This is a genomic window from Paenibacillus sp. FSL M8-0334 (assembly GCF_038000405.1).
Taxonomy (GTDB): domain Bacteria; phylum Bacillota; class Bacilli; order Paenibacillales; family Paenibacillaceae; genus Paenibacillus_AQ; species Paenibacillus_AQ campinasensis.
Window position 1 is genome coordinate 2494248 of sequence record NZ_JBBOCH010000001.1, and the last position, 24943, is coordinate 2519190.

A 24943-nucleotide genomic window follows, 5' to 3' on the forward strand; every position below is an offset into this window, starting at 1 on the left:
CAGAAATAAGACTTCATGTTCATTCCGAATCGTTAAGGATGAGCGCTGCCATGATTAAGTTTATCATAAAATTTTGCCGTTTCTCATGTACAAGGTCACACGACTGTGTTCATCACTGCAGAGGAAGCAGCGACGGAGCGGATGTTCCCGGAGGCTCATGCCCAATATCGCTTCCTCTCGCCGCTCCAGTTCACCAGTGGGGAGCAGCCGGAGATGTCGGTCATGCTGGTCAGGATAGAGGCAGGCAAGTCGGACTATGATGAAATGGTCGTCCATGATTTTGTGGAATTTACCCCAAAGGGCGGGAACACGGGCGCCGTCGTTGATGGTTCGTGGGCCTGCCCTATTCCAATGATTCGGTTATAAGTCATGCGCCTATCCAATCTATAAAAAATTTAGATAAATATGATATTAAAATCTACAAATAATAGTGATACACTAGGAATAGGACATCTTGGATCCGAAGGGTGTGGCATGCTATGCAAGCGCGCCCTGGCTTATTGTGGCGTCTGAGCAGGAGCGCCTTTCATCCTTCCTGCAAAATCGTAGGGTAGAGGGACGGTAAATATGGACAACCGACAAACGAAAACCGACGTAATTTTAATTGGTGCGGGCATTATGAGCGCAACTTTGGGATCACTGCTGAAACAATTAGTACCCGAATGGGACATCACCGTATTTGAGAGGCGCTCGGCCGCAGGGGAGGAAAGTTCCAACGAATGGAACAATGCCGGAACCGGGCATTCTTCGCTGTGTGAGCTGAACTACACCGTGGAACAGCCAGACGGGTCTATCAATATTAGCAAAGCGATTCAAGTGAATGAAGAGTTTCAGTTCTCCAAGCAGTTCTGGGCTTATCTCGTCAACAGCGGCGTCATATCCAATCCGAAGGATTTTATTATGCCAGTGCCTCACATGAGCTTTGTTCAGGGGGAGTCGAATGTCGCTTTTCTGAAGAAAAGATTTGAAGCGCTTTCGGTTAATCCTCTGTTCGAGGGCATGGAATACTCGGATAATCCGGATCTGCTGAAGCAGTGGGTTCCGCTGATGATGAAGGACCGGATCGTGGATCAGCCGATTGCGGCTACACGGATTGAATCAGGCACCGATGTCAACTTTGGCGCTTTAACACGTTTACTATTTGATCATCTGCAGAAGAACAATGTCGGTATGCATTTCAATCATCAAGTTGATGATATTAAGCGAAATAGCGAAGGTTTATGGGAACTTAAGGTGCGGGATCTTGCCAGCGGCGCCGTTCGCCGTCATGCAGCCAAGTTCGTCTTTATCGGCGGCGGAGGCGGCAGCCTGCATTTGCTGCAGAAATCGGGCATTCCGGAAGGCAAGGGTATCGGAGGATTTCCGGTGAGCGGGCTGTTCATGGTATGTCACAATCCGGAGGTTGTGGCCCAGCATCATGCCAAAGTGTACGGAAAAGCGGCAGTAGGCGCTCCGCCGATGTCGGTTCCGCATTTGGATACCCGCGTCATTAACAACAAAGAGTCGCTGTTCTTCGGGCCATTCGCTGGCTTCTCGCCGAAGTTTCTGAAGTACGGCTCGATATTTGATCTAATCACCTCGGTGAAGCCGCATAATCTGGTGACGATGCTGGCTGCGGGTGCGAAGAACTTCCAGCTCACCAAATATTTGATCGGGCAGCTGATGCTGTCCAAGGAGCAGCGCCTCGAAGCGCTGCGCGAGTTCGTCCCTAATGCCAAGGGCGAGGACTGGGAGCTTGTGGTGGCTGGCCAGCGCGTTCAGATCATCAAAGATACAGCTTCCGGGAGAGGAACCCTGCAATTCGGGACGGAAGTGATCAGCGCTGCCGATGGTTCGATTGCTGCACTGCTCGGCGCCTCGCCGGGCGCATCGACCGCCGTGTCGGTCATGCTGGAGGTAATCTCCAAGTGCTTCCCGCAGCATATCAAGGCATGGGAGCCGAAGCTGAGAGAGATGATTCCTGCATACGGCACCTCCTTACTGCAAGAGCCTGCGCTGCTTCGGGAGATCCAGGCAGAGACATCGCGGACGCTGGGATTAACGAACGGCAATGGCGCGTCGGGTCACGGAGACAAGACATCTGCGCTTGCATAAGAATTATCTGTGAATAACATGAAAGAGGTTCGATTATGCTCGTCATGGAGCAATCGAACCTCTTTTTTTTTTTTGCATATCAGCTTCATGCTGGATGATGGCGATACTCGGGACAAGATACTTATAGCACTTTTGACAGAAAGGAACGGGTGCGTTCCTGCTGCGGGTTGGAGAACAGCTGATCAGGCGGCCCTTCCTCCACAATGCTTCCGCCCTCCATGAAGATGACGCGGTCTCCGACTTCACGGGCGAAGCCCATCTCATGCGTGACGACCACCATCGTCATGCCTTCCCGGGCGAGATCCTGCATGACCGTCAGCACTTCGCCGACCATCTCGGGATCAAGCGCCGACGTTGGCTCGTCAAACAGCATCACCTTCGGCTCCATCGCCAGCGCACGGGCAATGGCCACGCGCTGCGCCTGACCGCCAGACAGAGAGGCAGGATACATATTCGCCTTGTCCTCCAGGCCGACCTTGCGGAGCAGCTCCATCGCCTTCGCTCTGGCCTTGTCCGGCGCCCACTTCCGAACCCGGAGCGGAGCAAGTGTAATGTTATCCAAGACCTTCATGTGCGGAAACAGGTTGAACTGCTGGAATACCATACCGACTTCGGCGCGCATTTCAGTGATGTTGGTGTTCTTGTCCATCAGCGACTGGCCTTCGATGCTTATGTCACCGTGCTCGGGTACCTCAAGCAGATTGAGACAGCGCAGAAAGGTCGATTTGCCCGAGCCGGACGGCCCGATCACAACGACAACCTCCTGGGGCATGATGCGGGCATCGATCTCGCTTAGCACCGTAACCGAACCGAAGGACTTGCTCAGCTTCTTCACTTCGATGATAGGCTGCATGCTACATTCTCCTTTCGATATAGTTCAGCAGCTTGCTGAGGCTATAAGTCAGGATGAAATAGACCAGGGCCGCGGTCAGGTAAGGCTCCCAAATGCGGTAATACTGCCCGGACATCGCCTGGCTCCAGTACATGAGCTCCTGCGCCGCGATGACGGCCACCAGAGAGGAGTCCTTGATCAGCACGATGAACTCATTCCCGAAGGCCGGAATCATTCGTTTGATGGCCTGGGGCAGAATGACATATCGCATCGCTTGAACATTCGTCATGCCCAGCGACTGAGCGGCCTCCCGTTGCCCTTTATCAATGGACTGAATCCCGGCACGATAGATCTCTGCCGTATAGGCAGCCGAGTTGAGCGAGAGGGCGGTTATGGCTGCTATGAAAGGATCGGTGCGTCCAATAATCGCCGGAATTACCCCGAAATGGACGATAAAGATCTGAACAAACAGCGGGGTGCCCCGGAAGAAATTAATATAACTTTGAAAAGGCCATCTGATGTACCAGCGGCTTGACATCTTTCCGAATCCGATTCCAAGTCCAAGGATGGAGCCGAGAATGATCGAGAGGATCGAGATTCCGATCGTCAGCATCGTTCCCCGGAGGATCAGCGGCATGTAGTCGATAATAATGTCGAATCTGAAATCCATGCTATTCGCTCTTCCTTTCTGTCAATAAAAGAGCATGCGTGGTGTGATGCGTACGCATGCTCTTTCAGTGCTTATTGCGAAAGCCGGCCGCTGCTTACTCGGCCGCTTCCTGAAGTACCGTAATGTCCGGTGTTTCACCGAACCACTTCTCATAAATCTCGGCATATTTGCCGTTTTCGATCACCGTTTTGATCGCTGGGTCAAGCTTGGCCTTGAGCTCGCTGCCCTTCGGCAGGAGGATGGCATAGAACTCCGAACCGAAGTTCTCGACATCGGTAATGCCGATGAAATGCTTGGTCGGGTTGTTCTTGATGTACTCGCCCACGATGGCGTTGTCAGCGACTACGGCGTCAGCGCCGCCTTTGTCCAGCTCCATCAGCGCGACGGTGTTGCTGTCGAAGCGGCTGATATTCGGGTTGTTCTGTCCGAACAGCTCGCTGACGATAATGTCGGCCGTGGTGCCGCCCTGAACGGCGACCTTCTTGCCTTCCAGATCAAGCGCGCTCTGGATGTCGCTGCCTTCCTTCACCATGATCATGTTCGTGGATTCAAAATAAGGGATCGTATAATCATAGCTTGCCTTGCGGTCCTCCGTAATCGATACGGAAGAGATGCCTGCCTGATACTCGGTACCCTGTCTCACACTGGCTAGCATCGTATCCCAGCCGGTATTGGCAACTTCATACGGAAGGCCTGCCTCTTCCATGACCGCAGCCAGAAAATCAATGTCAAAGCCAACGATCTTGTCTTTGTCCATGTACTCCATCGGTGCATAGTTCGCGTCGGTCGCGAACTTAATCACTTGTTCTCCCTCTGAGGCGCCGCCTTGCGCACCTTCGCCGCTGCCGTTCGAATTCGATCCGCAGCCGACAATCGACACGGTCAATATGGCGGAGATGAGGAACAAACCCCATTTCTTCATGTTCATGTAAGAATCCCCCTATTTTTATGGATAACATCTTAAAGAGATTTTAGCAGAATCAGGTCAGTGTGACAATTAACTTTTCTGAACTGCGTGAGGTAATCTAACATGTGAAGGAATGCACATGTGGAAGGAACCGCCATCCCAACCCTTTGACCATGAAAAAAAGCGGCACGACGTTGTTCAACGTTGCACCGCTCATCGCTTGCTGCTTCAATAAATGTCTGTTACAGGGTGGTCTCCCCATCATAAGTAATGATTCGCTTGTACAGCTCAGGACGGCGGTCGCGGAATACTCCCCATTCGATCCGCATCGTCTCCAGCTCATCCAGATCGAACTCGGCGGTCAGCACCGTCTCCTCGGTCCGTCCAGCTTCGACGATTTTATTCCCTTGCGGTCCAGCGATGAAGGAAGAACCGTAGAAGTCAATGGCTGAATCCTCATCTTCCTCGCGGCCAATCCGGTTGGAGGCGATGACGGGAATCAGGTTGGCTGCTGCATGGCCCAGCATGCAGGTCTGCCAGTGATCCTTGGAATCGATGCTCGTATCCTGCGGCTCTGATCCGATCGCGGTCGGATAAAGCAGCAGTTCAGCGCCCATCAGCGCCATGACGCGGGCGGCTTCCGGATACCATTGGTCCCAGCAGATGCCTACGCCGATTTTGCCGTAACGGGTTTTCCACACCTGGAATCCGGTGTCGCCGGGGTTGAAATAGAACTTCTCTTCATAGCCCGGACCATCGGGGATGTGGCTCTTGCGATAGTGACCGAGCACTTCGCCATCGGCATCGATAACGGCCAGCGAGTTATAACGGGCATAGTTCTTCTTCTCGTAGAAGCTGATCGGCAGCACGACCTTCAGTTCCTTGGCCACCTGACGGAAATGATTCACCGCTTTGTTATGCTCAAGCTCTGTAGCATACGTATAATAATCCGACTTCTCCTTCTGGCAGAAATACGGGGTTTCGAACAATTCCTGAAGCAAAATAATTTGCGCACCCTGCCGGGCCGCTTCCCGAACGAGCTTATCCGCCTTGGCGATATTCTCTTCGATGCTGCCCGAGCAGCTCATTTGTGTCGCTGCAACCTTTACTTTTCTCAAGCGGTTCCCCTCCTTGTATCGTTTATCCCTACATTAGCTCGTCAGCTGCTGTTACGATCTTGCCGGCATTTGCTGGGTGATGCAGTGCACGTTTCCGCCCTCACCGATGATGGCCATGCCGTCGATCGTGCGAATTCGGCGATCCGGGAATACGGCCTGAAGCGTCTCGACCGCCAGACGGTCGGTTTCAGCAGCAGCGCCCCCGAATACCGGCAGGATGATTCCGCCATTCACGAAATAGAAATTCAAGTAGCTAAGCGTCAGGCGGCTCTCCTTGTAAAAGGCCTTCGGCGGCTGCAGGAGCTTCACAATTTCAAGGGCGCGTCCGCGCGCATCGCGTGCCTGCTCCAGAATCTGCAGATTTTCCTGGGTGATGGCGTAGTTCTCATCCTTCGGATCTTCGCACACTTGGAGAATGACTTTCCCCGGTGCCGCGAAGCAGGCGATGTTGTCAATATGACCATCGGTCTCGTCCCCATCCAGTCCGCGCTTTAGCCAAATGACCTTCTCGGTACCGGTATAGGCTTGTACCAATTCTTCGATTTGCTCCCGGCTTAGATCCGCGTTCCGATTCCGGTTCAGCAGGCATTCCTCGGTCGAGAGCAGCGTCCCGTCACCATCAACATGAATGGAGCCACCCTCCAGGATGAGCGGAGCATCGAACTGCTTGACGCCATAATGCTTCAGCAGCGCTGTAGGCACCGCGTTGTCCAAATCCCACGGCGCATATTTCTCGCCCCATGCGTTGAATTTCCAGTTCACACCCGCCAGCTCGCCCGATTCGTTCTTCACGAAGGTCGGGCCGTTGTCGCGCAGCCAGGCGTCACTGTGTTCCAGGGGAAGCAGCTCAATGTTGTCCTCACCCAGCATAAGCGATACTTTCTTCACTTCCTGAGGATCGACCAGAACGGTGACCGGCTCGAACTCAGCGATCGCCTTGATCACCTCGGCATAGCCGTTGCATACCGTTTCATAATCCTCCGGAAAAGTCATTGACTCCTGCACCGGCCAGGAAATCAGGGTTCGTTCATGCTCTGCCCATTCGGGCGGCATTCTATAATTTAACGCACTCGGATTCATCTCGTGTCCTCGACTCACTTTATTTAAAATTTGAAGGACCGGCACCCGGCCGGTCTCCCTAACCATAATACAATAAGATGTCGACTGTCTCAAACGATAAATTCAGCGGGATTATTCGAAAGATCATGCCGTCAGGCAGGGTCATCTGTTCGAGTTTAAGTCCAGCGGCAAAATGACTTGCTATTGGTCCGACTCAAGGAGGGGGTCAGGGCAATGTCTGCTCGTGGATACCGCTTGTTTCTTACTGTGTCCCGTTTCCAGCCTGACTATGAGCCTGAACCGGGCATAACCTTTTCGAACATAACAACACCGCCTTGTTAATAACAGGGCGGCATTGATGAGGGGGGACTTGTATCAAGCGTTCAGATCGTGCAGGCCAGGGCTGTGTTCATTAGGCATCTCGGGCATCATTGGTAGCGGGAACCCTTCCGGAGGCTGGGTGACCTGCAGACTGCCGCCGTTTCTGCTCGGCGTCTGGCCGCTGAATATTTCGCCAATGCGCGTGTTGTCGAGGCGGAAATTGAATTGGGCATTATGGAAGCCCATGTCGACGTATTTCTGACATTCCGGGTACTTGTGAATATCGTAATTCGGTACCGGGAACAGTTTGCCCCATTCCACACCGAGCGTTTCCAACGCCTTGGCAAACGCATTTTGATGGGCATTGTCGCGAACGATCAGAAAAGCAAGGGTTTCCCGAAACGTTTTATTGGTGCTCATCTCATAAATTCTTGATTTCTGAAGCACGCCTGTGGATTCCAGCACAAGATTGTCCATGAGATTGGCTACGAGATTCCCGTGATCGTACACATAGTTGCCGTTCCACGGGTTTCCGGCTGCATCAACCGGCAGGGAGCTTTGCGCGCCCATAATATAGTGGTGGGGGTTCGCATGCTTCACAGCTTCATCTAGCGGAGCGCCGTCAGCGCCAGCGTCGCCAACGCCTTCTGCTCCAGATCCCGTCAGCAGCTGGTTGATCGTATGCTGTACCAACTCCACATGGCTGATTTCTTCCAGGAACACACCGCGGATCAAATCGCGGAATTGCGTTGCCTTGCCCCGATAGTTGTTGCTCTGGAAGAAGAATTGCATCATCGTCCGCATTTCTCCGAATCTTCCCCCGAGCGTCTCCTGCAACACTTTGGCGGCCGCCGGGTCTGGCTTGTCCGGCACAATGATATTGATCAGGTCTTCCTTGTAAAAGTACATATCGTTTGCCTCCGATTTCCTGGGATGGTGAGTCATCTTCAGTTTTATTCGCTAACGCCGGTTCTATGCGGTCTGTTTGCAAGCAATCATTTCCATGCGGTGTGCCGGTTAGTCTCCATGAAGGGGATGCAATGATCTTCGGCCTGGAAGCATGAAATGGACGATTTCAGCGCATAATGGCATTGTTTCAACACCATGATTAAAGGAGCTGGACAGTATGGGAATATTAAGCGGCAACCCGAAGGACGAGCCTTTGCATTACGGTGAAGTATTCAGCATATGGGAAGCGTCCATGATGGCAAAAGGAAGCATTTCATGTTACGAAGCGTTTATGTATCATGCTGGGGACAAGGAGCTGAAAAAGCTCATTCAGGACTTTCTGGATCAAGCCAGGCTGGAAGTGAAGGAATGCGACGAGCTGCTGACGGATAACGGAATCTCTCCGTCGCCTATGCTGGCGGAACGCCCTGCTGCAGAGCTGGAGGACATCCCTCCAGGAGCCCGGTTCACCGATCCGGAGATCGCAGCCAAGCTGGCGGCGGATAATGCACTGGGTCTTGTCTCCTGCAGCAAGACGATGGGGCTTAGCATTAGGGAGGATGTAGGAGCTCTGTTTGCGAAGTATCATGTGACCAAAACAGCACTGGGACTTCGTGTTCTGCGTATGAACAAGGAGAAGGGGTGGCTGGTGCCGCCGCCGCTGGTTGCTAAACAACCGGAATAACCAGGCTAACATATCCAAATAGCAAAGAGGCTCCGCAGATCGTATGCAGAGCCTCTTTGCTATGGGTTCATGATGGAATGTTCAAAGCGGTTTGAATATTGGTCAGATCCCGCTCAATCTGTTCATTCATCTCATAAGGCTTGTAGAAGCCGCGTTCCATCATGTAGCCGATGATTTTCTCATGGGTGTCTACCGCTTCCTCCAGCTGCTGGATCAGAATGGACTTGATCTCCGGGCTGGCGCATTCGGTTACAGCCATCGCATAGTTTCGGACCCCGGTTTTGGCGCTAATGAGAAAATCCATGGCCACCATCTCGTCCGTCAGTTTATCCAGCCCCATAATGCGCTCAATAATTGGATTCACGATCTCATCTCCCTTATGTCCGAGTTGGCTAAAATATGGCTAAGCTCCTGGAGCTGCCTAGTAGATATCTCAACGTCATCCAGTAAAATTTGCTTCAGCTCCGGGTCAGACACGAGCAGCTTCATCGCTTTGGCTTTGGTCATGCAGAGCGTCTTGAAGGCTGCCAGTTCATGCACCTCCAGTGTCTCATGCAAACCGTAGGCGGCTGTATTCATTTGCGTTCTCCCTCCTAAAGTTATAATGGGTCATGGCTTCAGCACCACTTTGATGCAATTGTCTGTCTTGGTATCGAAGATGTCATACCCATGCTTCGCTTCGCTAAGCGGAATGACGTGGGTAATAATGTCGCTGGCATTGATTTTGCCGGAGGTGATCAGATCATACATATGCGGCATGTAGTGAATGACCGGTGCCTGGCCGGAGCGGATATTGATGTTGCGCAGCATGATGTCACCGAGCGGGAATCCGTTATAGCGTCCGCCATACACCCCGGTTATCTGAATCGTGCCGCCTTTGCGTACCGCCTGGGTGGCGATCACGAGCGCACTCATCGTCCCGCCCTGAAGCTTCAGCCCGCTGGCCAGAAACTCCATATCGCTCATCTTGCCGTCCATCCCGACGGCGTCGATGACGACATCCGCACCGCCTTTGGTGATCTCCTTGAGATAGGCGCCTACGTTCTCTTCCTGCTCGAAATTGACAATTTCTACGTTGTTGGTGCGCTTGGCGTGCTCCAGACGGTAGTTGACGTAATCAACAGCAATGACGCGCGAAGCGCCTTTCAGCCATGCGAATTTCTGGGCAATCAGCCCTACAGGGCCGCATCCGAGGACGATCACAACATCTCCCTTTTTGACGCCTGCGTTGTCCACACTCCAGAATGCGGTGGGCAGGACATCACTGATCAGGCACAGGTTCTCATCGGGCACCTCGCAGCTTTCCGGGATTTTGAAATGGGTGAAATTCGCGAACGGAACGCGCAAGTACTCGGCCTGTCCGCCGGGATACCCGCCAGCATTGCCGGAATAACCGAAATAGGCGCCGATCTGGCCGTTATCATTGGAATTGTCGCATTGGCTTTCCAGCTGATTTTTGCAGAAGAAGCATTCCCCGCACGCGATGGTGAAGGGGATGATGACACGGTCGCCTTTTTTCAGATGCGTAACCTCGGGGCCGACTTCTTCCACAATCCCCATCGGTTCATGGCCGATAATATAGTTCTCCTGGAGATTGGGGATCATCCCGTGAATCAGGTGCAGGTCTGAGCCGCATATGCCCGTACTCGATACTTTAATCACGATATCGTCAGGTTTTTCGATTTTGGGATCAGGGACGTCTTTGACAGTTACATTTTTAATGCCTTGGTAAGTTACGGCTTTCATGCTTGGTGTCCTCCTACATGCTCATCGGGCGTGCGATCGAACATCCCCTTGCGGCTGGTATCGTCAGGGAAGAGGTTCATCTGTCCAATCATGATGGTGTTTTTGGCAGCAAGCTGATCAAGCTGGTACTGTTCGGTCAGCTCATAAGGATGGAACCATTTCTTGCGCATCATCAGATCGGTAATTTCCTGGTGCAGTGCAATTCCTTGGCTTAACTGACGGCGGAGCAGGGAACGGGCTTCTGGCGATACGGTCTCGGTCAGCGCGATAGCCGTGTTGCGGACGCCTTCCTTCGCACGCATCAAGAAATCGACCGCGAGTGTCATATCGGCCATCTCCGGCATGTTAAGCGCGTTAATCGGATCCAAGTAATCGTTATTCATTGAAGTGGTCCTCCATCATTCAGGATGGGTTCCGGCCGACTTTCGGGTACTGGGGCCTGAAAAGGAACGCTTTCGTAGACCGACTGCAGCTCTTGAATCGCCTGTATGGATTGTTCTACATCTTTTTGCATCAGCGCCTTGAGCTCCTGGTCAAACACAAGGCCTTGCATCAACTTGGATTTGGCCAGGCACAATGTCTTAAAGTTGAGCACCTCGTGAAGGTCCATCGACTCATGAGGGGCGAGTGTACGTGGTTTCATAGCGATCGGGAGCACCTCCATCTTTTTTTCAGCGATAGCTTTCCCTTACGCCTGAGAGTTATGCTTTGGGCTTGTTCAGCGTCTGACATGGCGTTACTTGTGGGCAGGCAAAAGCGGGGAATAAGCGGCTTTTCAAATGATGGCGGGTGGCGGTAAGGTTCTAAGAGGCAGTTAGGACGGAGAAGTCGGAGAAAGAACGGTATAGATATGGGGACGGTTGTGGGGAAGGAAGGACGGCCAAGAGCTGTGATTGGCTCGCAGCCGCCCCTCGGTAATGCTCGGGGGATCAACCTTTTTCAACTCGTTGGTTGTGGGGCAGGTGAATATGGCGGGTTTCTTGTCTATTGGACATCAAGCTGTGCAGTGCCATTCCGATCATGACGATGATTACACCGCACCATGCTAAGGGAGAAGGGATCGGCATGGATAGAATCCAGAGCTCGCCGGCCAGGGCGAATAGCACCTCCATCGACTGGGTTGCCTCTACGGCAGCCAGCTGCTGCATATTTCCCCGCACCATGTCAGTCGCCTTGAAGAAGAGTACCGTAGCGATTACACCGGAGAGAAGCGCAACCAGCAGCGCCTGAAAGGTCTGCCCGGTGCTAGGCATCCCGACGGTCACAGCGCCGTAAACGGAGAGCAGCAGCCAGAACGGCAAACTGGCGATGGTCATACCTAACACACGCTGGGTGGTATCGAGCCGTCCTTCGCACAGTTCCATCATTTTGCGGTTTCCGAGCGGGTAGGCGAAGGAAGCGATCAGCACGGGCACAAATCCGAACAGCAGGTCACGGGTAGAAAGGCTTCCGGCATGATCCAGCTGCATCAGCACAATGCCCAGCAGGATGATGAGCGACATGCCCAGCCCCTTGATCGGAAGTGCTGCCCGGGCCTGGACAGGCCCTTGCGGTGTATGCCTCGTTTCGAAAAATAAAGGGGTCAGAAGCGCGCCCGATATGATGGTGATCTGCCAGGTGCCTGCAATCAGCCAGCCAGGCGAATACGCGGCGGCAAAGCATAGCGGGGCGTAAAACAAGCCGAACCCGATACAGCTCCATAGCAGCCATGCGCCGGGCTTTCTTCGAATCTCGTGCCAGAGCGGGCGCAGCTTGCGCCCTGCAAGCACGATGATTAAGAGAAAAGGAAGCATAAAGAGATACCGCAGCGAGGCGCTCCAGATCCAGCTGCCTCCGGACAGCTGCATCGATGAGTTAAGCACAAAGGTAAAGGCAAAAAAGAAAGCCGCGCCCATTCCGATCAAGACAGGTCTCAATAAAGACTCACCTCGGCTCCGTTGGTTGTGTCAGCAATTCGCCAAGACTTAACCAGTTTTCTTCGACAAGCCGAACCGTCTTCTCATACTCCTTGTTGCGGAGTGCCGACAGGATGCGCCGATGCTGCGCTACCGATCCGATCCCTTTAACATGATTGAATTGCGCGACCTCCAGACGGTGAATCTTCGGAACACAGCGCTCCAGGGCCAGCAGGATCTCCGGATTGGCAGCCGCATCAAGGAAAACGTGATGAAACCGGGTATCCGCCTCTATGGCCTGAATAACATCGCCCTGCTCAATGGCCAGCCGCAGTTCTTCATTGATCGCTTCCAGAGCGGCGATGTCCTCCTCCTGCATAATAGGACATGCGAGCCTTGCTGCTAATGCGTGCAGCGCGGCAACCACCGTAAATGCATGCTTCGCCTCCTCGAATTGGATGGGTGCCACAAACGTTGAAGAACCGGGGAGTGATCCTATAAGTCCTTCGTCTTCAAGCCTTTTCAATGCCTCTCTGACCGGGGTGCGGCTAATGCCGAACTGGTCGGCTAACTCCTTGTCGCTCAGCCGCTGGCCTGGCTGCAATTCCAGTGTGATAATCGACTTTTTTAATGCATGATAAACCTCATCGCGCAGGGACAGTCGTTTAATGGGTTTAATATGATTCGTATTCATAAAACCAATATATCGGATATCGCCTTTGGTTGCAATGCGGAGAAGTTGGATGTCGTGTTATTTTGGGAACATAAATAGCCCCCAACCGTCAGATTGGGGGAGAGTGGTTGGGGGCTAAGGATTAGATGTTGTTCATATGGAGACTATGACTTACTCGACGATGGTCTCACCGCCGTCATTCCGAGTGATATAGCTGTGATCCCGGGACGCTTCTTCAATATGATGGAATGCCCAGTGGGTCGTAGCTACATCGGTCCAAGAGGCTGTGACTTCGTACAGTGGGCCTCTTTGGAGAAGACGGTTGAATACAACCACCGCTTCAGCACGCGTTAATGTTTTGTTAGGCTGGAAGCTGCCATCCGGCATTCCTTCCATGTACCCAGCTACATATACATTCGCGATGTTGCCTTCAGCCCAGTGGCCGCGCACATCACTGAAGCTGTGATTCGCTTCTCCCGTCAGATTCTGCAGACGGGCAATGATGGTGGCCATTTCTGCACGGGAGATCGCTTTTTCCGGTTGGAAGCTGCCATCTGGCATTCCCTGCATTAGGCCAGTGACGGTCGCGAAACGAATGGCCTCGCTTGCCCAATGTGTTTCGGTTACGTCAGGGTAAGCGACAGCTGTACCTGCTGCCGGCAGATCCAGCACCCGAGACAGAATGGTAGCGATTTGGGCACGGGTCAAGGCTTGAGCCGGTTTAAAGGTTCCGTCCGGGAAGCCGACCATATAGGCGCTGTGTGTGCCTTCTGCACCCTGGTCCAGATTCAGGATCGTGAATGTGCTGAACTTCCCGATTTCAAACGTTAGACCTAGAACGCCTTCTGCATATTCGCCAAGTTCAGGTGTAACCAGCTTGCGCTCTCCATCACTATGCTCGATGAAGATGGCCAGATTCGACAGGAACAACGCCCGTTTAGAGGCATCTGCCGGAATATGGCTGCTGTTCATTGGCAAGGTGATCTGTACAGGACGGCTAGGCATGTTCGTTTCGATCGTGAATGGACGATCGACGACATAGATATTGCCATCATTCAATACTTCTCGAACGAGCTGTTCCTTCTTGGCCCGTTCTTCCACTTGCTTGCGCTCATCAACTTGCTTGATAGGCACGAGATGGAAGTACAGATTTTGATTCAAATCACGAAGCGATGCATTCGGAATGGTGATCATCCCGTTATCGGTGAAGATTTCGAGATGGAGTCCTGACTCGTGTACGGTTTTAAGTGCCGCCACAGGAAGCTCTACCCGTACATCCTTCACTTCGTCATTCTCATCAGGAATGACAATGCGAACTGCGGTTGAGCCTGCTGCCAGTGTTTTCTGGACGGCTTCAGTCGCCTTGGACGATTCAAATGTTACTTTATCACTCTTGGTGCCATCGGCATTGCTTGTCCGTTCGATAACGGTCTGAGCCACGACGCCTTTTCCGCTAGCTTCGACATTGACCGTAATTCTTTCAACATTAGACGGTGCTGGGCTAGGAGGAGGTGTAGTGATATTTCCGCTGCCTCCATTATTGCCGCTATTGCCGCCGTTTCCACCGCCATTGTTACCTCCACCGTTCGGAGCAGCTGCTCTCGTTACGTTAATGGTGTATGTGGAGGTTGTTCCGTCTTTCTCTGTAATAACCATCGTGATTTCATTACTTCCTACATTCAGAGCAATAGCCTCACTGGCTTGTCCACTGTTTACTACGATGCCATTCAATGTAATCGTTGCATCTGGGGTTACCGGATTTACCGTGAATCGAAGCTCGGTTGTGCTGTAGTCCACGTTCATCGAGTATTCATAAACATCTGCAGACACATTCGGATGAAGGGCGCCCGTAGATGGTATGATGAGCTTTCGTGCCAGTGCATTTCTTGCATCGCGTACTGCCTGAAGTGCTTTATTAACTTGCTCTTGTGTAGCATTTCCGTCATTGAGTACCCGGTTAGCTTCGTCCAGCGCATCCTGCAGAGCCTGCCAGGTGGCTGGTGTGTATTCTGCCTGAACCAGGTTTTCGTTGTTAATTTCGGTCACTTTGTTTTCTAGCGCCGTTTTATTGACGGTAGGAATGCGTTCGAGCTTGCTGCGTGCGTCTTCCAGAGCAGTAAGCGCGTCATCGACCTGCTGCTGTGTAGCATTTCCGTCATTGAGTACCCGGTTAGCTTCATCCAGTGCATCTTGCAGAGCCTGCCAGGTTGCTGGTGTGTATTCCGCCTCAACCAGGTTTTCGTTGCTAATTTCGGTCACTTTGTTTTCCAGCGCCGTTTTATTGACGGTAGGAATGCGTTCGAGCTTGCTGCGTGCGTCTTCCAGAGCAGTTAGAGCGTCATCGACCTGCTGCTGTGTAGCATTTCCGTCATTGAGTACCCGGTTAGCTTCATCCAGTGCATCCTGCAGAGCTTGCCAGGTTGCTGGTGTGTATTCCGCCTGAACCAGGTTTTCGTTGTTGATCTCGGTCACTTTGTTTTCCAGCGCCGTTTTATTGACGGCAGGAATGCGTTCGAGCTTGCTGCGTGCGTCTTCCAGAGCAGTAAGCGCGTCATCGACCTGCTGCTGTGTAGCATTTCCATCATTCAGTACCCGGTTAGCTTCATCCAGTGCATCCTGCAGAGCTTGCCAGGTTACTGGTGTGTATTCCGCCTGAACCAGGTTTTCGTTGCTAATTTCGGTCACTTTGTTTTCCAGCGCCGTTTTATCTACTACTACAAATTGTCTATTTACAGGTTCCGACTGAGTTTTCTTATTACTTGCTGAAACTGTGATCGTATATGCACCTGGATTGAGAGTATCATCTAATGGGAGTTCCCAGTTCCCGTTCGCGTCAGCGGTCCTTTTCTCAGTGATGACAAAAGACGGATCTGCTGGACTAACGATCTCAATAATGACTTCCGCAAAAGGTTCTGTTACACCCGTTCGCCGTCAGCGTTGTCCCCGTAATCTCACCATCGGTACTCGGTTGGCTTATTTCATTCTTGAATGATCGCCATACCAGAGTATTGTTTGCATCATAACTTGCAAGAAGAGCACCAGAGTCGGCAAACAGATTTTCAATACTGCCCAAGCCGGCATCTGTTGCTTGTCCAAACTGGGTCCCTGCTGTCATACTCTGTGTGGTAATACCTGCCTCTCCAGTAAACGGACCATCTAAAATAAGACTTTTATAGTTTGCCATATTAACGTTTAACGCTTTGCCCGTACTATTGGTATTCCCCGTGATCCGTGCCTCACCCGACATTACGAGCATACCACTAGGATTACTGCGGAAAGAAATTCCTCCACCAATATTGTCCGTGATTAGGCCCCCGGTCATAATAAATTGTGATCCACTATCCACCAAGACCGCCGCGCCGGTAGAAATATTTTCTCTAATTTCTCCACCTTTCATTTCTACGACCGATCCTGTGTTGTCGACATGAATTACGCTTCCAGAAAATCCTGAGTTACTTCCACGTAAAACAGCCCCTTCTTCGATAATCAGTCGTGAACCTCCAAAGACATTAACTATTCTTCCACTGATCCTCTGATTATTGAAATTGCTATCAATGATAATATTTTTTAATGTTAGCTCTCCTGAAGTTAAATCAAATTGCGTGTCTAGAGCGTTATTACCGCTTGGCTCACCACGCTTAATCATAACAGTATTTACTCCAGGAGCCGTTGTTATCGTAACGCGCTTGTCTAAATTAAGCTTAAGTGCCTCTGAGTTTTTAGTAGTTTGTGTGATGTCGTCCAGGAGATATATCGTTCCCCCGTCACTAACCTCTGTATAGGCCGTCTTTAAGGTAGCGTATGGCGTCGCTTCAGATCCATCACCATTGATGTCATCGCCCTTGCTACTGGATACGTAAACTGCCGAAGAAGCGGCATAGCTTACCGGAGCTCCTAAACTTACGCTAATGCCCGTAAAGACTAGCGTAAAAATCAGAAACATAATCCCGATTTTACGCAAATTAATATGGTGGGCGTGCATTCAGATCATTCCTTTCTAAGATGTCTCTAGTGTTACTATCGTACGTCGTTTTACGATTTCGATATCGTTGTCTTATGATCCATTTTCTTCATACACGTAGTTGCTTGATTATTCACCTTCCTTATTAAATGTAATGAAAAAACTACCCAAGATTTCACATGATTTCGCTAAAAAATATCAAAATTCGTCATTGTTAAATTTATCAAGGGGAACTCTACAAAAACTCTACAAAAACTCTACAACCTTGTTATCAAATTGAATTAACGATTAAATGGGCCTTGTTTTCAAGCCAGTTGCATAAAAATAACACCAACCGTGAAGGTTGGTGTGTCAGGATTCACCTTTTCTATTCATTTCGGATTCACTCTCACCTGCGAGCCTTTGCCGCTCGTCTGAATGCCGCTCTCTTTCACTCCGACATCCTTCAGGTCCATCAGCAGCCGCTCCAAAACCGCCTTGGCGGCGGCAGCTTCTTTGGCTCCGGTCGCTTTGACGACGAGCTGAACAGGCTTGCCTGAGCGGAGGTGTTTGTCTGCCTGGCGAAGCTTGGTGTCGTAGTCATGCTCCTCGATATGTGCAGTGAAGCGGAACTCCTTCACCTTTTCCTTGGCGCTCTTGCTCTTCCCGCTATTACGGCTGGCGTCCGGCTTGGTTGACGCTGCTTTCTTCTGTGCCAGGGCCTTTCCTCGACCTTTGGGAACCAAAGTGCATGGCGGAGGACTACTCATGAGCGAGGTGCAGACGAGATCCAGTCCTTGTGACCGTGCCATCGCGAGTGCTTCCTCTCTGGATACCACCCCGAGATGCTCACCGCTTAAGCCGGTTAGATCAACTTCGGAAGCTCTGATTTGTTCATTAATAAGTACTGCCACGTAGGATGCCTCCCAGAAATATAGTTACAGCTATCATATATGCAAGAGCTTTAACATTTCAAATAAAAGCGGGATACTCCCGGGGGGAACTGAACCAATGTTGATGCTAGAATATACCTGCTTAGTCATCTGAACCTCTATCCGTTTCCAGAAGAAGGAAATCATGTTATCTTTAATGAAGGGACCTGGACGTGTCATCATGCATGATGCTGATCAAGCTGCTAAGGCGTACCGGGGGAAATATAGCCATAGGTAGGAGGAGAGGATGATGTCCGTCGGAATTTTAGCGCATCTGTTGGGGAAGCAGCCGTATAAGGAGCTGGCACGGAAGGTCGCTGAATATGGGTTTCCGTATGTTCAGCTTGCGCTGTCCAAAGCGATTACGGATGTGGACTGCTCACTTGGAAAGCTCAGCCCGGGCTTGGCGAGTGAGATTGGCGGTGCTTTTGCGGAGCATCAGGTTCGTATAGCGGTGCTGGGCTGTTACGCAAGCCTGGTTGAACTGGATGATGACGTCTATCGGCATAATATCGACCGGTTTAAGGAGCATCTCCGCTGTGCGCGGCATTTTGGAGCTCCGATCGTGGCTACGGAGGTGGGTAAACCCGAGGATTCTGCTCGCTTGCCGCAATATTGGGAGCGGCTGCATCATGCGCTGGAGGAGCTGGTGGAAGAGGCCGAACGGTGGGGCGTAACGATTGGACTGGAGGCTGCGCAAGGGCATCTGATAGACTCGCCGGATACGATGGCCGCAACGCTCGAACGCTTCCCCTCCTCATGTGTAGGAGTCGTTATCGATCCGTGCAATTTATTAAACGCTTCCAATTATGAACGCCAGGACGAGGTTATCCAATCTGCCTTTAAGCAGTTCGGATCTCGCATCGTTAGCGCCCATGCCAAGGACCTGATCCTCCGTTCGGATGGAGAACTTAAGGAGACAGCGGCAGGGCTTGGAGAACTGCATTATCCGCTGTTTTGGGAGCTGCTGGAGCAGCATAAGCCGCATGGATTTGTCACGTTGGAGGGTGTTCGTGAGGAGCAGTGTGCAGCTGCGGCACAATTCGTATTCGAAGGCAGGACAGCAGCGAGAAGCAGCCGCTGAAGGGAGCTGCCAGGAGGCAGCCAGCGAGCGGTCCATTGTTGCTATAGCGGACGCTGTTCAGAAGTCGCCCCCAATGCAGCCAGAATTGACGTGAAAGCGTCACCGGCAAAGTGGAGAGGCGGCTGTCAAGAATGATATAATTTGCATAAGGGATGATAAGGTAGGAGGCAGAAATGATGCGAGAGGATTTAATCGAACAGCTGGAAACATGGCATGAGGAAGATGAATTCGAAGAAATTGTAGATGCCATCACGGAAATACCTGAGGAGGAAAGGGATTACGAGCTGATCAGCCATTTGGGGCGGGCGCTTAACAATCTGGAGCGTTACGAGGAAGCGGTGGAGCAGTTTCTCTTGATCGAGGAGGAAGGACGGGAGGACGCGTTGTGGCATTACCGCATCGGTCTGGCCTATTACTACTTGAAGCGCTACGAGGATGCCCGTCGTGCCTTTGAGCATGCAGATCGTCTGGAGCCTGACGATGAGGACACGCTGGAGTTCCTGGACTTGATCAAGAAGAAGGAAGAGAAGGCGAAGGCAGCCGCTGCTCGGGCCGCTCGATCAACTGCTGCCAGGAATGTCAGCGCAGCAGATTTTTGGGATGACAGTCACCCTGCGGCTGAACAATATACGATGGCTTCTCCGACAGATGGGCTGATCGCCTCGGTGGAAGAAGAGCTCGTATTCAAGCTGCCGCCGCATTATGTACATATGATGAAGCAGCATAATGGAGGAATTCCCCGCAAGCGCCTCTTCGTGCTCGGGGGGACAGGCTCGGAGGAGAAGGAGTCGATTACAATTTCAGGCATTCTCGGCATCGGACGGGAGAAGAAGCTTTCCCTTTGCGGATCCGCTGGCAGCCGGCATATCATTGAGCAGGGCGGCTACCCTGAGATCGGTGTTGTCATTGCAACATGTCCGTCGGACAGCGAGGTGGTCATGCTCGATTATCGTGAATCCGGTAACGACGGGGTTCCCGAGGTTGTCCATGTGGACAAGGCAGACGGTTACCGCATTACCCCGCTGGCGCCAAGCTTTGAGGCGTTTGTGAACGGCCTGCAGTCCGAGAACTGAGCAGAGTGCGAAAGCACGGAGCGTCTTAAGTCAAGACCAAGACAGCCGGAGACGGAGGTTTTGGTCTTTTTGCGTTGTCTGTTTATTTTGGGTCCGGCTTGCTTAACCTAACGTTGAAACAATCAACCACGAAGAACTGGAGTGAGAACAATGGCGAATGGTCAAACAACGGCACATCAGGAGGCAGTGGAGACGGTCCGGGAGCTGATCAAAGGGATTGATATAGCTATGCTGACAACCGTTTCTGAGGACGGGCTCGTTTCGCGCCCTATGAAGACGCAGGAGGTGGAGTTTGACGGTGATCTTTGGTTTCTGACCAAGGAAGATACGGACAAGTACCATCAGCTTCAAGACAATCCGCATGTCAACGTGGCTTATGTCGGGAAATCCTATGTTTCGATTCGCGGACAAGGCGAACGGATTGAGGATCGGGCGAAAATCAAGGAACTGTGGAACCCGGGATATGCCAAGCTGCTGCAAACGACAAGCGATGATCCGCAGCTTGTTCTGATCAAGGTGAAGGCGGAAGCGGCTGAATATTGGGAGACAGGCAACTGGACCAAAATGATGAAGCGGATGTTCTCCCAGCTTACAGGCGCCCGCTCTGAGACCGAGCTCAACCACACGGTCAATCTGAAGTAGCCGGAGGATCACATTTTTTCCTTCTTGCCGCGATCGCGGTGTATCACAGGGCCGCCCGCGAGGGCGGCTCTTCTACTTTCTAATATCATAAGAACCAGCTGCTCCTCGATTTCTGTTAAATCCAGCCCTTCTCCTCCGCAATCTGAACCGCCTGCTGTCGCGAGTCGGCTTCCAGCTTCTGAATGGCTGAGGATAGATAGTTTCTGACGGTGCCCTTGGTAAGATACAGGGCTTTGCTAATTTCGCTGGTGGTCATGCCTTTCTTGGTCAGGCGGAGCATTTCCACCTCCCGGTGGCTCAGCGGATTCTCTTCTCTCATGAAGAGCGCAGCTGCGAGATCCGTGCTGATCACGCGCTCGCCGGCGACTACCCGGCGGATGGCTTCAATCAGGTAATCAATCGGCTCATCCTTGAGCAGATAGCCTTCGACCCGGGCGTCCATCGCTTTTTGCAGGTAGCCGGGGCGGGCGAATGTGGTTACAATCATGACCTTGCAGGGCAAATCGGCTGCCCGGATACGCTCTGCCAGCTCCAGTCCGCTGATGCCTGGCATCTCAATGTCGAGCACGCATACATCAGGCTGATGGCGCTGGATCGCTTCCCAGGCCTCATTTCCGTCCGGCACCTCGGCAGCAACCTCGATATCTTCTTCAAATCGAAGCAGCGAGGTGAGCGCTCCTCGGAGCAGTTGCTGATCCTCGGCAATCACCACTCGAATCATGATGGCTTCTCCTCCTTCTCTTGCTGGCGGAACGGAAGCAGCAACGACACCACGGTCCCCCCGCCCTCAGCATCGTCCACGGTCAGGCTTCCCTGAAGCGACTTCATTCGCTCCATCATGGACGAAATTCCATTTCCGCTATTTCTTCCGCCAAGCCCTACACCGTCATCAGCAATCGTGACATGAACATGATCGCCGGCGGTATCAATTCGGATGAAGCAATGCTTGGCCTGGCTATGCTTGATAATGTTCGTTGTCGCCTCACGGACGCAGAGCGCAAGCATCGTCTCCTCGACGCTGGAGAGCAGCGGCAGCGTGCTGTGCCCCGCAGCCTCCAGCTGGATGCCTGCGGTTCTCAGCAGCTCCCGGGAGCGCTCGATTTCCTGAGTCAGGGAGATGAACTTCATGTCGGACACGAGCTCTCTCACCTGCTTCAGTGCGGTTCTTGATGAGGTCAGAATGTCCATCAGCTCCGCCTTGGCTTTGGAGGAGTCCCGATCGATCCAGCGGGCAGCCAGCTCGCTCTTCAGCTTGATCATGGCCAGGGTCTGTCCCAGCGTATCATGCAGATCTCTTGCAATTCGCTGCCGCTCCTCCTGCTGGATATAATGCTCCAGCTGCTGGTTGGCTGCATCCAGCTTGCCCTGGAGGCTTTTGGTACGCTCTATGATATGGATGACGACAGGCAGGATCATCTGCACAATCATGACAGGTAGAAAGGTAATGCTCTGTACAAAAGGATCATCCGCCTCGAGCCGCGAGACGATAAATGTCATGAGACCAATGGCTGCAATTCCGATCGTAATATGCCACTTCGACCTCGCTCTTCCCAGCAGGTCTGCGAACACAAATCCAAACACCAGCATGCTTGCACTAAGATGCACACCGAGCAGTGTCAGTATTGCAACGCCGGCAAGCACGGCCACCAGCAGATAGAAATCCCGCCGCCACAGCGCGACATAGAAGGCGATGAGGTAGGCTGTCAGCAGCCCCAGCTTCGCCCACAGGCCAAGCGCCGAAGGGGCGGTCAGCACCATATATAACAAAAACACGAGTGCGATGACATCAATGAGCAGATATTGCTTGATCTGATCCCGCGGGTATATTTTACTGATCATCCAACCCCTCCGCTTCTCCCATCCGTTTATCTTGAAGTGATCCCGCTGAGTAGACGCCTCCGTACAGCCTCCATCGGACCGAGCTTACAATAGCGCAGCCACAGCGAAGCGAACGTTAACTGTAGGGCGGATAGGGCAAGCCATATGAATAGGATGGCCCATGAGTCGAGCCTTCCTCCCAGTCCGAGCCCCCAGCCATAGAAGATGCAGGAAGCGATGATATTCTGCATGACATAACAGCTGAGCGACATTTTGCCGGCGTTCTCAAGCAAGTGCCACAGTCCGTTCCATTTGGTATATTGTATCATTTTTCCGATGAGGGCTATATAGCCGAGCGACAGCAGCGGAGCGAAGAGATAGCGCACGGTCAGGTCGAAGGCGCCGCCGGGAACAAATATAAGAAGGTTTAACGGAAGGCCCAGATAGAGCCCGATGGCGAGCAGTCTGGCGCGAATCTTCTTTCCCTTCTCGTCCGGTGCGAACGCACCTGCGCGCATGAGCCGAACACCCAGCAGAAATAGAAATATATTCATCGGAATCGTGAAAATAGCTTCCAGTCGCAGCACCAGGAAATGGGATAGGCGGTATTGTACTTGTTCCAGCCAAGTTCCGCTCTGATAGAGGGCGACCACTCCGGAATCGCTGCCGAACGATATGTTGCCACCTGCAGCGAGAAGGAGCGCGAGAATCGCCAGCATGAAGGCGGCATGGAGGCTCCCGATCAGGGCCATCGTCCGCTTGATCCACCGTTCGCCGCCTTTCACGATGAAGGCCGATATGAGCGCCGTAACGGCATAACTCATCAGAATATCGTACTCCATCACGAAGATGAAATGCAGCAGGCCTTCCATGAACAGAAACAGGACTACCCAGATGTACACGCCAGGCCAGGGCTTGCCCCGCCGCATAGCCTGACGGTACTTCAATTCCATCCCGACGCCGAACATGATGGTCAGCAGCCCAAGCAGCTTGCCGTTCACCAGAAACAGCACGATCATGCGGAGAAGATCGTTGCTTTCCCACCACCCGCTCTGATTGAAGGTTGTAATGAAAGACAAGTCCCCGAGATGGGCGAATATCCATATGTTGGTTCCCAGCGTGCCGAGAATTGCGAATCCTCGAAGAATGTCCAGGAGGCGAATCCGTTGAGGTTGTGTTTCCATCATTCTCACTCTTTCTATACATTAGGATAGGATGCCATTCTAGTGTAGCGAGACAGGAAGCAGTGGAACATTCACAGCTGTAAAGAGATTGATATGACAGGTGTCATCCATCCCCATTTCATTGTGCATTCTCACTATGATACAGTGGATACAACACGGTAAGGAGAAGGGCAGGTTATACGAGTCATGCAATTTCTAACCCGGGAGCTGGCACAGGAAATCGTGGAGCGCACGATGAGCATTCTAAACCGCAATATTAATGTCATGAATGAGAGCGGCGTCATCATCGGTTCGGGGGATCCGGAGCGAATCGGTCAGCTTCACGATGGCGCGCTGCTGGTGCTCAGGACAGGAGAGCGTGTCGAGATCGACCAGTTAAGGGCGGCGGAGCTGAAATCTTCAAGACCGGGCATCAATCTGCCTATCAGTTTTAACGGCCAGACTGTCGGCGTTGTAGGAATTACAGGAGAGCCCGAGGACATTCGCAACTATGCTGAGCTGGTCAGAATGGCAGCCGAGCTTGTACTGGAGCAGTCGTTCCTGCTTGAGAATGTTCAGTGGAAACAGCGGATTCAGAATGACATTGTCAACCAGCTGATCTCGGAAGAGAACGTGGATGAAGAGAGTGTCATTGAGCGGGCGAGAGCGGTAGGGATTGCGCTCAGGCAGCCGCGGATGGTCATTGTGCTCGATGGGCCTGATAGTACGGAAGCAGCAGTGCAGAAGCGGGTTCGGGCCGTTCAGTATGAAGTTGGCAGGTCGGATCTGATCGGTGTCACCTTCAATCATGAAATCGTCATTCTTAAATCGGTGCCTGAGGCGCCCCAAGCGCAAAATACGGAGCTGACACTGTTTCTGAAACGGCTCCTGCAGGTGGCGGGCGGCAGCGTTCTGATCGGATGCGGCAGTCTGGCTGAACGACCGAAGGGACTGCAAGCTTCCTTTAACCAAGCAAGAAGCGCGATCCAGGTTGGAGGCAGGCTCCGGGCCGGAGCGAGGGTATACCGGTACGAGGACTACCGGCTGGAGATTATGCTATCCCAACTCGCTTGGGAAGAGGAGGATCAGCAGGCTTTTGCCTTCTACGAGCAACTGCTGGGTCATGAGAAGAAGGGCGAGCTTGCGCATACGCTGGAGGTGTTCATCGAGGAGGGCGGGGAGCTGCACAGCATCGCGGAGCGATTGTTCATTCACCGAAACACACTGCGCTACCGGCTCGACAAAATTACAGAACTGACCGGCAGAGACCCCCGGAACTTGAAGGGATTGATGGAGCTGTACATCGCGCGGCTGTGGCATCACCTTCGTTAATTGTGCATATG

Annotated in this window: 26 protein-coding genes; 7 read left to right on the forward strand and 19 right to left on the reverse strand. The window is 52.4% G+C overall.

Annotation, left to right across the window (positions count from 1 at the left end; genetic code table 11):
* Window positions 1-105: 105 nt before the first annotated feature.
* Together MKX64_RS10915 and MKX64_RS10920 are read left to right on the forward strand one after the other, a co-directional pair.
* Window positions 106-366: a hypothetical protein gene (locus MKX64_RS10915; protein WP_144029255.1), complete on the forward strand. Its 261-nt coding sequence runs from the start codon at window positions 106-108 to the stop codon at window positions 364-366.
* 201 nt (window positions 367-567) lie between these two features.
* Entirely contained in the window at window positions 568-2094 is a 1527-nt protein-coding gene (locus tag MKX64_RS10920) for a malate:quinone oxidoreductase (protein WP_095265147.1), read from the forward strand.
* Window positions 2095-2215: 121 nt separating this feature from the next.
* Here MKX64_RS10920 and MKX64_RS10925 read toward each other — a convergent pair whose 3' ends face one another.
* The 6 genes from MKX64_RS10925 to MKX64_RS10950 form a co-directional block, all read right to left on the reverse strand.
* Window positions 2216-2938 carry an amino acid ABC transporter ATP-binding protein gene (locus MKX64_RS10925; protein ID WP_095265175.1) on the reverse strand — a complete coding sequence of 241 codons (723 nt, stop codon included), beginning with the start codon at window positions 2936-2938 and terminating at the stop codon, window positions 2216-2218.
* Window positions 2939-2948: 10 nt separating this feature from the next.
* Window positions 2949-3596, reverse strand: a complete 648-nt coding sequence (locus MKX64_RS10930) for an amino acid ABC transporter permease (protein WP_095265146.1) — start codon at window positions 3594-3596, stop codon at window positions 2949-2951.
* A 94-nt stretch (window positions 3597-3690) separates the two neighbouring features.
* On the reverse strand, window positions 3691-4518 hold the full coding sequence (locus MKX64_RS10935) for a basic amino acid ABC transporter substrate-binding protein (protein WP_095265174.1): 828 nt from the start codon (window positions 4516-4518) through the stop codon (window positions 3691-3693).
* A 227-nt stretch (window positions 4519-4745) separates the two neighbouring features.
* Window positions 4746-5621, reverse strand: a complete 876-nt coding sequence (aguB, locus tag MKX64_RS10940) for an N-carbamoylputrescine amidase (RefSeq protein WP_095265145.1) — start codon at window positions 5619-5621, stop codon at window positions 4746-4748.
* Between the two features lie 51 nt (window positions 5622-5672).
* Window positions 5673-6701, reverse strand: a complete 1029-nt coding sequence (locus MKX64_RS10945) for an agmatine deiminase family protein (protein ID WP_095399187.1) — start codon at window positions 6699-6701, stop codon at window positions 5673-5675.
* A 354-nt stretch (window positions 6702-7055) separates the two neighbouring features.
* Window positions 7056-7910 carry a manganese catalase family protein gene (locus tag MKX64_RS10950; RefSeq protein ID WP_095399188.1) on the reverse strand — a complete coding sequence of 285 codons (855 nt, stop codon included), beginning with the start codon at window positions 7908-7910 and terminating at the stop codon, window positions 7056-7058.
* Window positions 7911-8127: 217 nt separating this feature from the next.
* On the opposite strand from MKX64_RS10950, the gene MKX64_RS10955 reads away from it, so the two are divergent.
* Window positions 8128-8634, forward strand: a complete 507-nt coding sequence (locus MKX64_RS10955; RefSeq protein WP_341035794.1) for a DUF3231 family protein — start codon at window positions 8128-8130, stop codon at window positions 8632-8634.
* A gap of 67 nt (window positions 8635-8701) precedes the next feature.
* Here MKX64_RS10955 and MKX64_RS10960 read toward each other — a convergent pair whose 3' ends face one another.
* The 10 genes from MKX64_RS10960 to infC all read right to left on the reverse strand — a co-directional run bounded on the left by MKX64_RS10960 (window position 8702) and on the right by infC (window position 17802).
* A complete protein-coding gene (locus tag MKX64_RS10960) occupies window positions 8702-8998 on the reverse strand; it encodes a spore coat protein (RefSeq protein ID WP_095265141.1) in 297 nt (98 codons plus the stop codon).
* The gene (locus MKX64_RS10965; RefSeq protein WP_095399190.1) at window positions 8995-9213 is read right to left on the reverse strand and encodes a hypothetical protein; all 219 of its coding nucleotides are present in this window, start codon (window positions 9211-9213) and stop codon (window positions 8995-8997) included. The genes MKX64_RS10960 and MKX64_RS10965 overlap by 4 nt, the downstream gene beginning before the upstream one ends.
* Before the next feature lie 30 nt (window positions 9214-9243).
* Entirely contained in the window at window positions 9244-10380 is a 1137-nt protein-coding gene (locus MKX64_RS10970; protein ID WP_155618630.1) for a zinc-dependent alcohol dehydrogenase, read from the reverse strand.
* Window positions 10377-10763 carry a spore coat protein gene (locus MKX64_RS10975; RefSeq protein ID WP_095265138.1) on the reverse strand — a complete coding sequence of 129 codons (387 nt, stop codon included), beginning with the start codon at window positions 10761-10763 and terminating at the stop codon, window positions 10377-10379. Before MKX64_RS10975 ends, MKX64_RS10970 begins: the two co-directional genes overlap by 4 nt.
* Window positions 10760-11023 (reverse strand): spore gernimation protein GerQ, encoded by a 264-nt coding sequence (locus tag MKX64_RS10980; protein ID WP_095265137.1) that lies wholly within the window; start codon window positions 11021-11023, stop codon window positions 10760-10762. The genes MKX64_RS10975 and MKX64_RS10980 overlap by 4 nt, the downstream gene beginning before the upstream one ends.
* Before the next feature lie 286 nt (window positions 11024-11309).
* The gene (locus tag MKX64_RS10985; protein ID WP_155618629.1) at window positions 11310-12296 is read right to left on the reverse strand and encodes a DMT family transporter; all 987 of its coding nucleotides are present in this window, start codon (window positions 12294-12296) and stop codon (window positions 11310-11312) included.
* 7 nt (window positions 12297-12303) lie between these two features.
* Window positions 12304-12969, reverse strand: coding sequence for a GntR family transcriptional regulator (locus MKX64_RS10990; RefSeq protein WP_341035798.1), 666 nt, complete (start codon window positions 12967-12969; stop codon window positions 12304-12306).
* A 150-nt stretch (window positions 12970-13119) separates the two neighbouring features.
* Window positions 13120-15843 carry an S-layer homology domain-containing protein gene (locus tag MKX64_RS10995; RefSeq protein WP_341036291.1) on the reverse strand — a complete coding sequence of 908 codons (2724 nt, stop codon included), beginning with the start codon at window positions 15841-15843 and terminating at the stop codon, window positions 13120-13122.
* A complete protein-coding gene (locus MKX64_RS11000; protein WP_341035799.1) occupies window positions 15836-16930 on the reverse strand; it encodes a hypothetical protein in 1095 nt (364 codons plus the stop codon). The genes MKX64_RS10995 and MKX64_RS11000 overlap by 8 nt, the downstream gene beginning before the upstream one ends.
* A 350-nt stretch (window positions 16931-17280) precedes the next feature.
* Complete coding sequence (infC, locus tag MKX64_RS11005; protein WP_095399193.1) at window positions 17281-17802, reverse strand: translation initiation factor IF-3; 522 nt, start codon at window positions 17800-17802, stop codon at window positions 17281-17283.
* A 265-nt stretch (window positions 17803-18067) separates the two neighbouring features.
* Here infC and MKX64_RS11010 point away from each other — a divergent pair, with 265 nt between their 5' ends.
* From MKX64_RS11010 to MKX64_RS11020, 3 genes are all read left to right on the forward strand, one after another.
* Entirely contained in the window at window positions 18068-18904 is an 837-nt protein-coding gene (locus MKX64_RS11010; RefSeq protein ID WP_341035801.1) for a sugar phosphate isomerase/epimerase family protein, read from the forward strand.
* Window positions 18905-19080: 176 nt separating this feature from the next.
* On the forward strand, window positions 19081-19977 hold the full coding sequence (locus MKX64_RS11015; protein ID WP_155618638.1) for an SMI1/KNR4 family protein: 897 nt from the start codon (window positions 19081-19083) through the stop codon (window positions 19975-19977).
* Window positions 19978-20127: 150 nt separating this feature from the next.
* The gene (locus MKX64_RS11020; RefSeq protein WP_095265129.1) at window positions 20128-20619 is read left to right on the forward strand and encodes a pyridoxamine 5'-phosphate oxidase family protein; all 492 of its coding nucleotides are present in this window, start codon (window positions 20128-20130) and stop codon (window positions 20617-20619) included.
* A 115-nt stretch (window positions 20620-20734) separates the two neighbouring features.
* Here the strand turns inward: MKX64_RS11020 and MKX64_RS11025 are convergent, their stop codons facing one another.
* The 3 genes from MKX64_RS11025 to MKX64_RS11035 are packed head-to-tail and all read right to left on the reverse strand — an operon-like array spanning window position 20735 to window position 23621.
* Entirely contained in the window at window positions 20735-21340 is a 606-nt protein-coding gene (locus MKX64_RS11025) for a response regulator transcription factor (protein ID WP_095265128.1), read from the reverse strand.
* Window positions 21337-22458 (reverse strand): sensor histidine kinase, encoded by a 1122-nt coding sequence (locus MKX64_RS11030; RefSeq protein ID WP_095265127.1) that lies wholly within the window; start codon window positions 22456-22458, stop codon window positions 21337-21339. Before MKX64_RS11030 ends, MKX64_RS11025 begins: the two co-directional genes overlap by 4 nt.
* Before the next feature lie 26 nt (window positions 22459-22484).
* Window positions 22485-23621: a DUF418 domain-containing protein gene (locus MKX64_RS11035; RefSeq protein ID WP_095399217.1), complete on the reverse strand. Its 1137-nt coding sequence runs from the start codon at window positions 23619-23621 to the stop codon at window positions 22485-22487.
* Window positions 23622-23807: 186 nt separating this feature from the next.
* On the opposite strand from MKX64_RS11035, the gene MKX64_RS11040 reads away from it, so the two are divergent.
* Entirely contained in the window at window positions 23808-24932 is a 1125-nt protein-coding gene (locus tag MKX64_RS11040) for a CdaR family transcriptional regulator (protein ID WP_095265126.1), read from the forward strand.
* The last annotated feature ends 11 nt before the right edge of the window (window positions 24933-24943 follow it).

Coding starts and splice junctions, on each gene's coding strand:
- MKX64_RS10920 (WP_095265147.1), top strand. CDS start 568: ATGGACAACCGACAAACGAAAACCGACGTAATTTTAATTGGTGCGGGC.
- MKX64_RS10930 (WP_095265146.1), bottom strand. CDS start 3,596: ATGGATTTCAGATTCGACATTATTATCGACTACATGCCGCTGATCCTC.
- MKX64_RS10935 (WP_095265174.1), bottom strand. CDS start 4,518: ATGAAGAAATGGGGTTTGTTCCTCATCTCCGCCATATTGACCGTGTCG.
- MKX64_RS10945 (WP_095399187.1), bottom strand. CDS start 6,701: ATGAATCCGAGTGCGTTAAATTATAGAATGCCGCCCGAATGGGCAGAG.
- MKX64_RS10950 (WP_095399188.1), bottom strand. CDS start 7,910: ATGTACTTTTACAAGGAAGACCTGATCAATATCATTGTGCCGGACAAG.
- MKX64_RS10955 (WP_341035794.1), top strand. CDS start 8,128: ATGGGAATATTAAGCGGCAACCCGAAGGACGAGCCTTTGCATTACGGT.
- MKX64_RS10965 (WP_095399190.1), bottom strand. CDS start 9,213: ATGAATACAGCCGCCTACGGTTTGCATGAGACACTGGAGGTGCATGAA.
- MKX64_RS10970 (WP_155618630.1), bottom strand. CDS start 10,380: ATGAAAGCCGTAACTTACCAAGGCATTAAAAATGTAACTGTCAAAGAC.
- MKX64_RS10975 (WP_095265138.1), bottom strand. CDS start 10,763: ATGAATAACGATTACTTGGATCCGATTAACGCGCTTAACATGCCGGAG.
- MKX64_RS10980 (WP_095265137.1), bottom strand. CDS start 11,023: ATGAAACCACGTACACTCGCCCCTCATGAGTCGATGGACCTTCACGAG.
- MKX64_RS10990 (WP_341035798.1), bottom strand. CDS start 12,969: ATGAATACGAATCATATTAAACCCATTAAACGACTGTCCCTGCGCGAT.
- MKX64_RS11000 (WP_341035799.1), bottom strand. CDS start 16,930: ATGCACGCCCACCATATTAATTTGCGTAAAATCGGGATTATGTTTCTG.
- MKX64_RS11010 (WP_341035801.1), top strand. CDS start 18,068: ATGATGTCCGTCGGAATTTTAGCGCATCTGTTGGGGAAGCAGCCGTAT.
- MKX64_RS11015 (WP_155618638.1), top strand. CDS start 19,081: ATGCGAGAGGATTTAATCGAACAGCTGGAAACATGGCATGAGGAAGAT.
- MKX64_RS11020 (WP_095265129.1), top strand. CDS start 20,128: ATGGCGAATGGTCAAACAACGGCACATCAGGAGGCAGTGGAGACGGTC.
- MKX64_RS11025 (WP_095265128.1), bottom strand. CDS start 21,340: ATGATTCGAGTGGTGATTGCCGAGGATCAGCAACTGCTCCGAGGAGCG.
- MKX64_RS11030 (WP_095265127.1), bottom strand. CDS start 22,458: ATGATCAGTAAAATATACCCGCGGGATCAGATCAAGCAATATCTGCTC.
- MKX64_RS11035 (WP_095399217.1), bottom strand. CDS start 23,621: ATGGAAACACAACCTCAACGGATTCGCCTCCTGGACATTCTTCGAGGA.
- MKX64_RS11040 (WP_095265126.1), top strand. CDS start 23,808: ATGCAATTTCTAACCCGGGAGCTGGCACAGGAAATCGTGGAGCGCACG.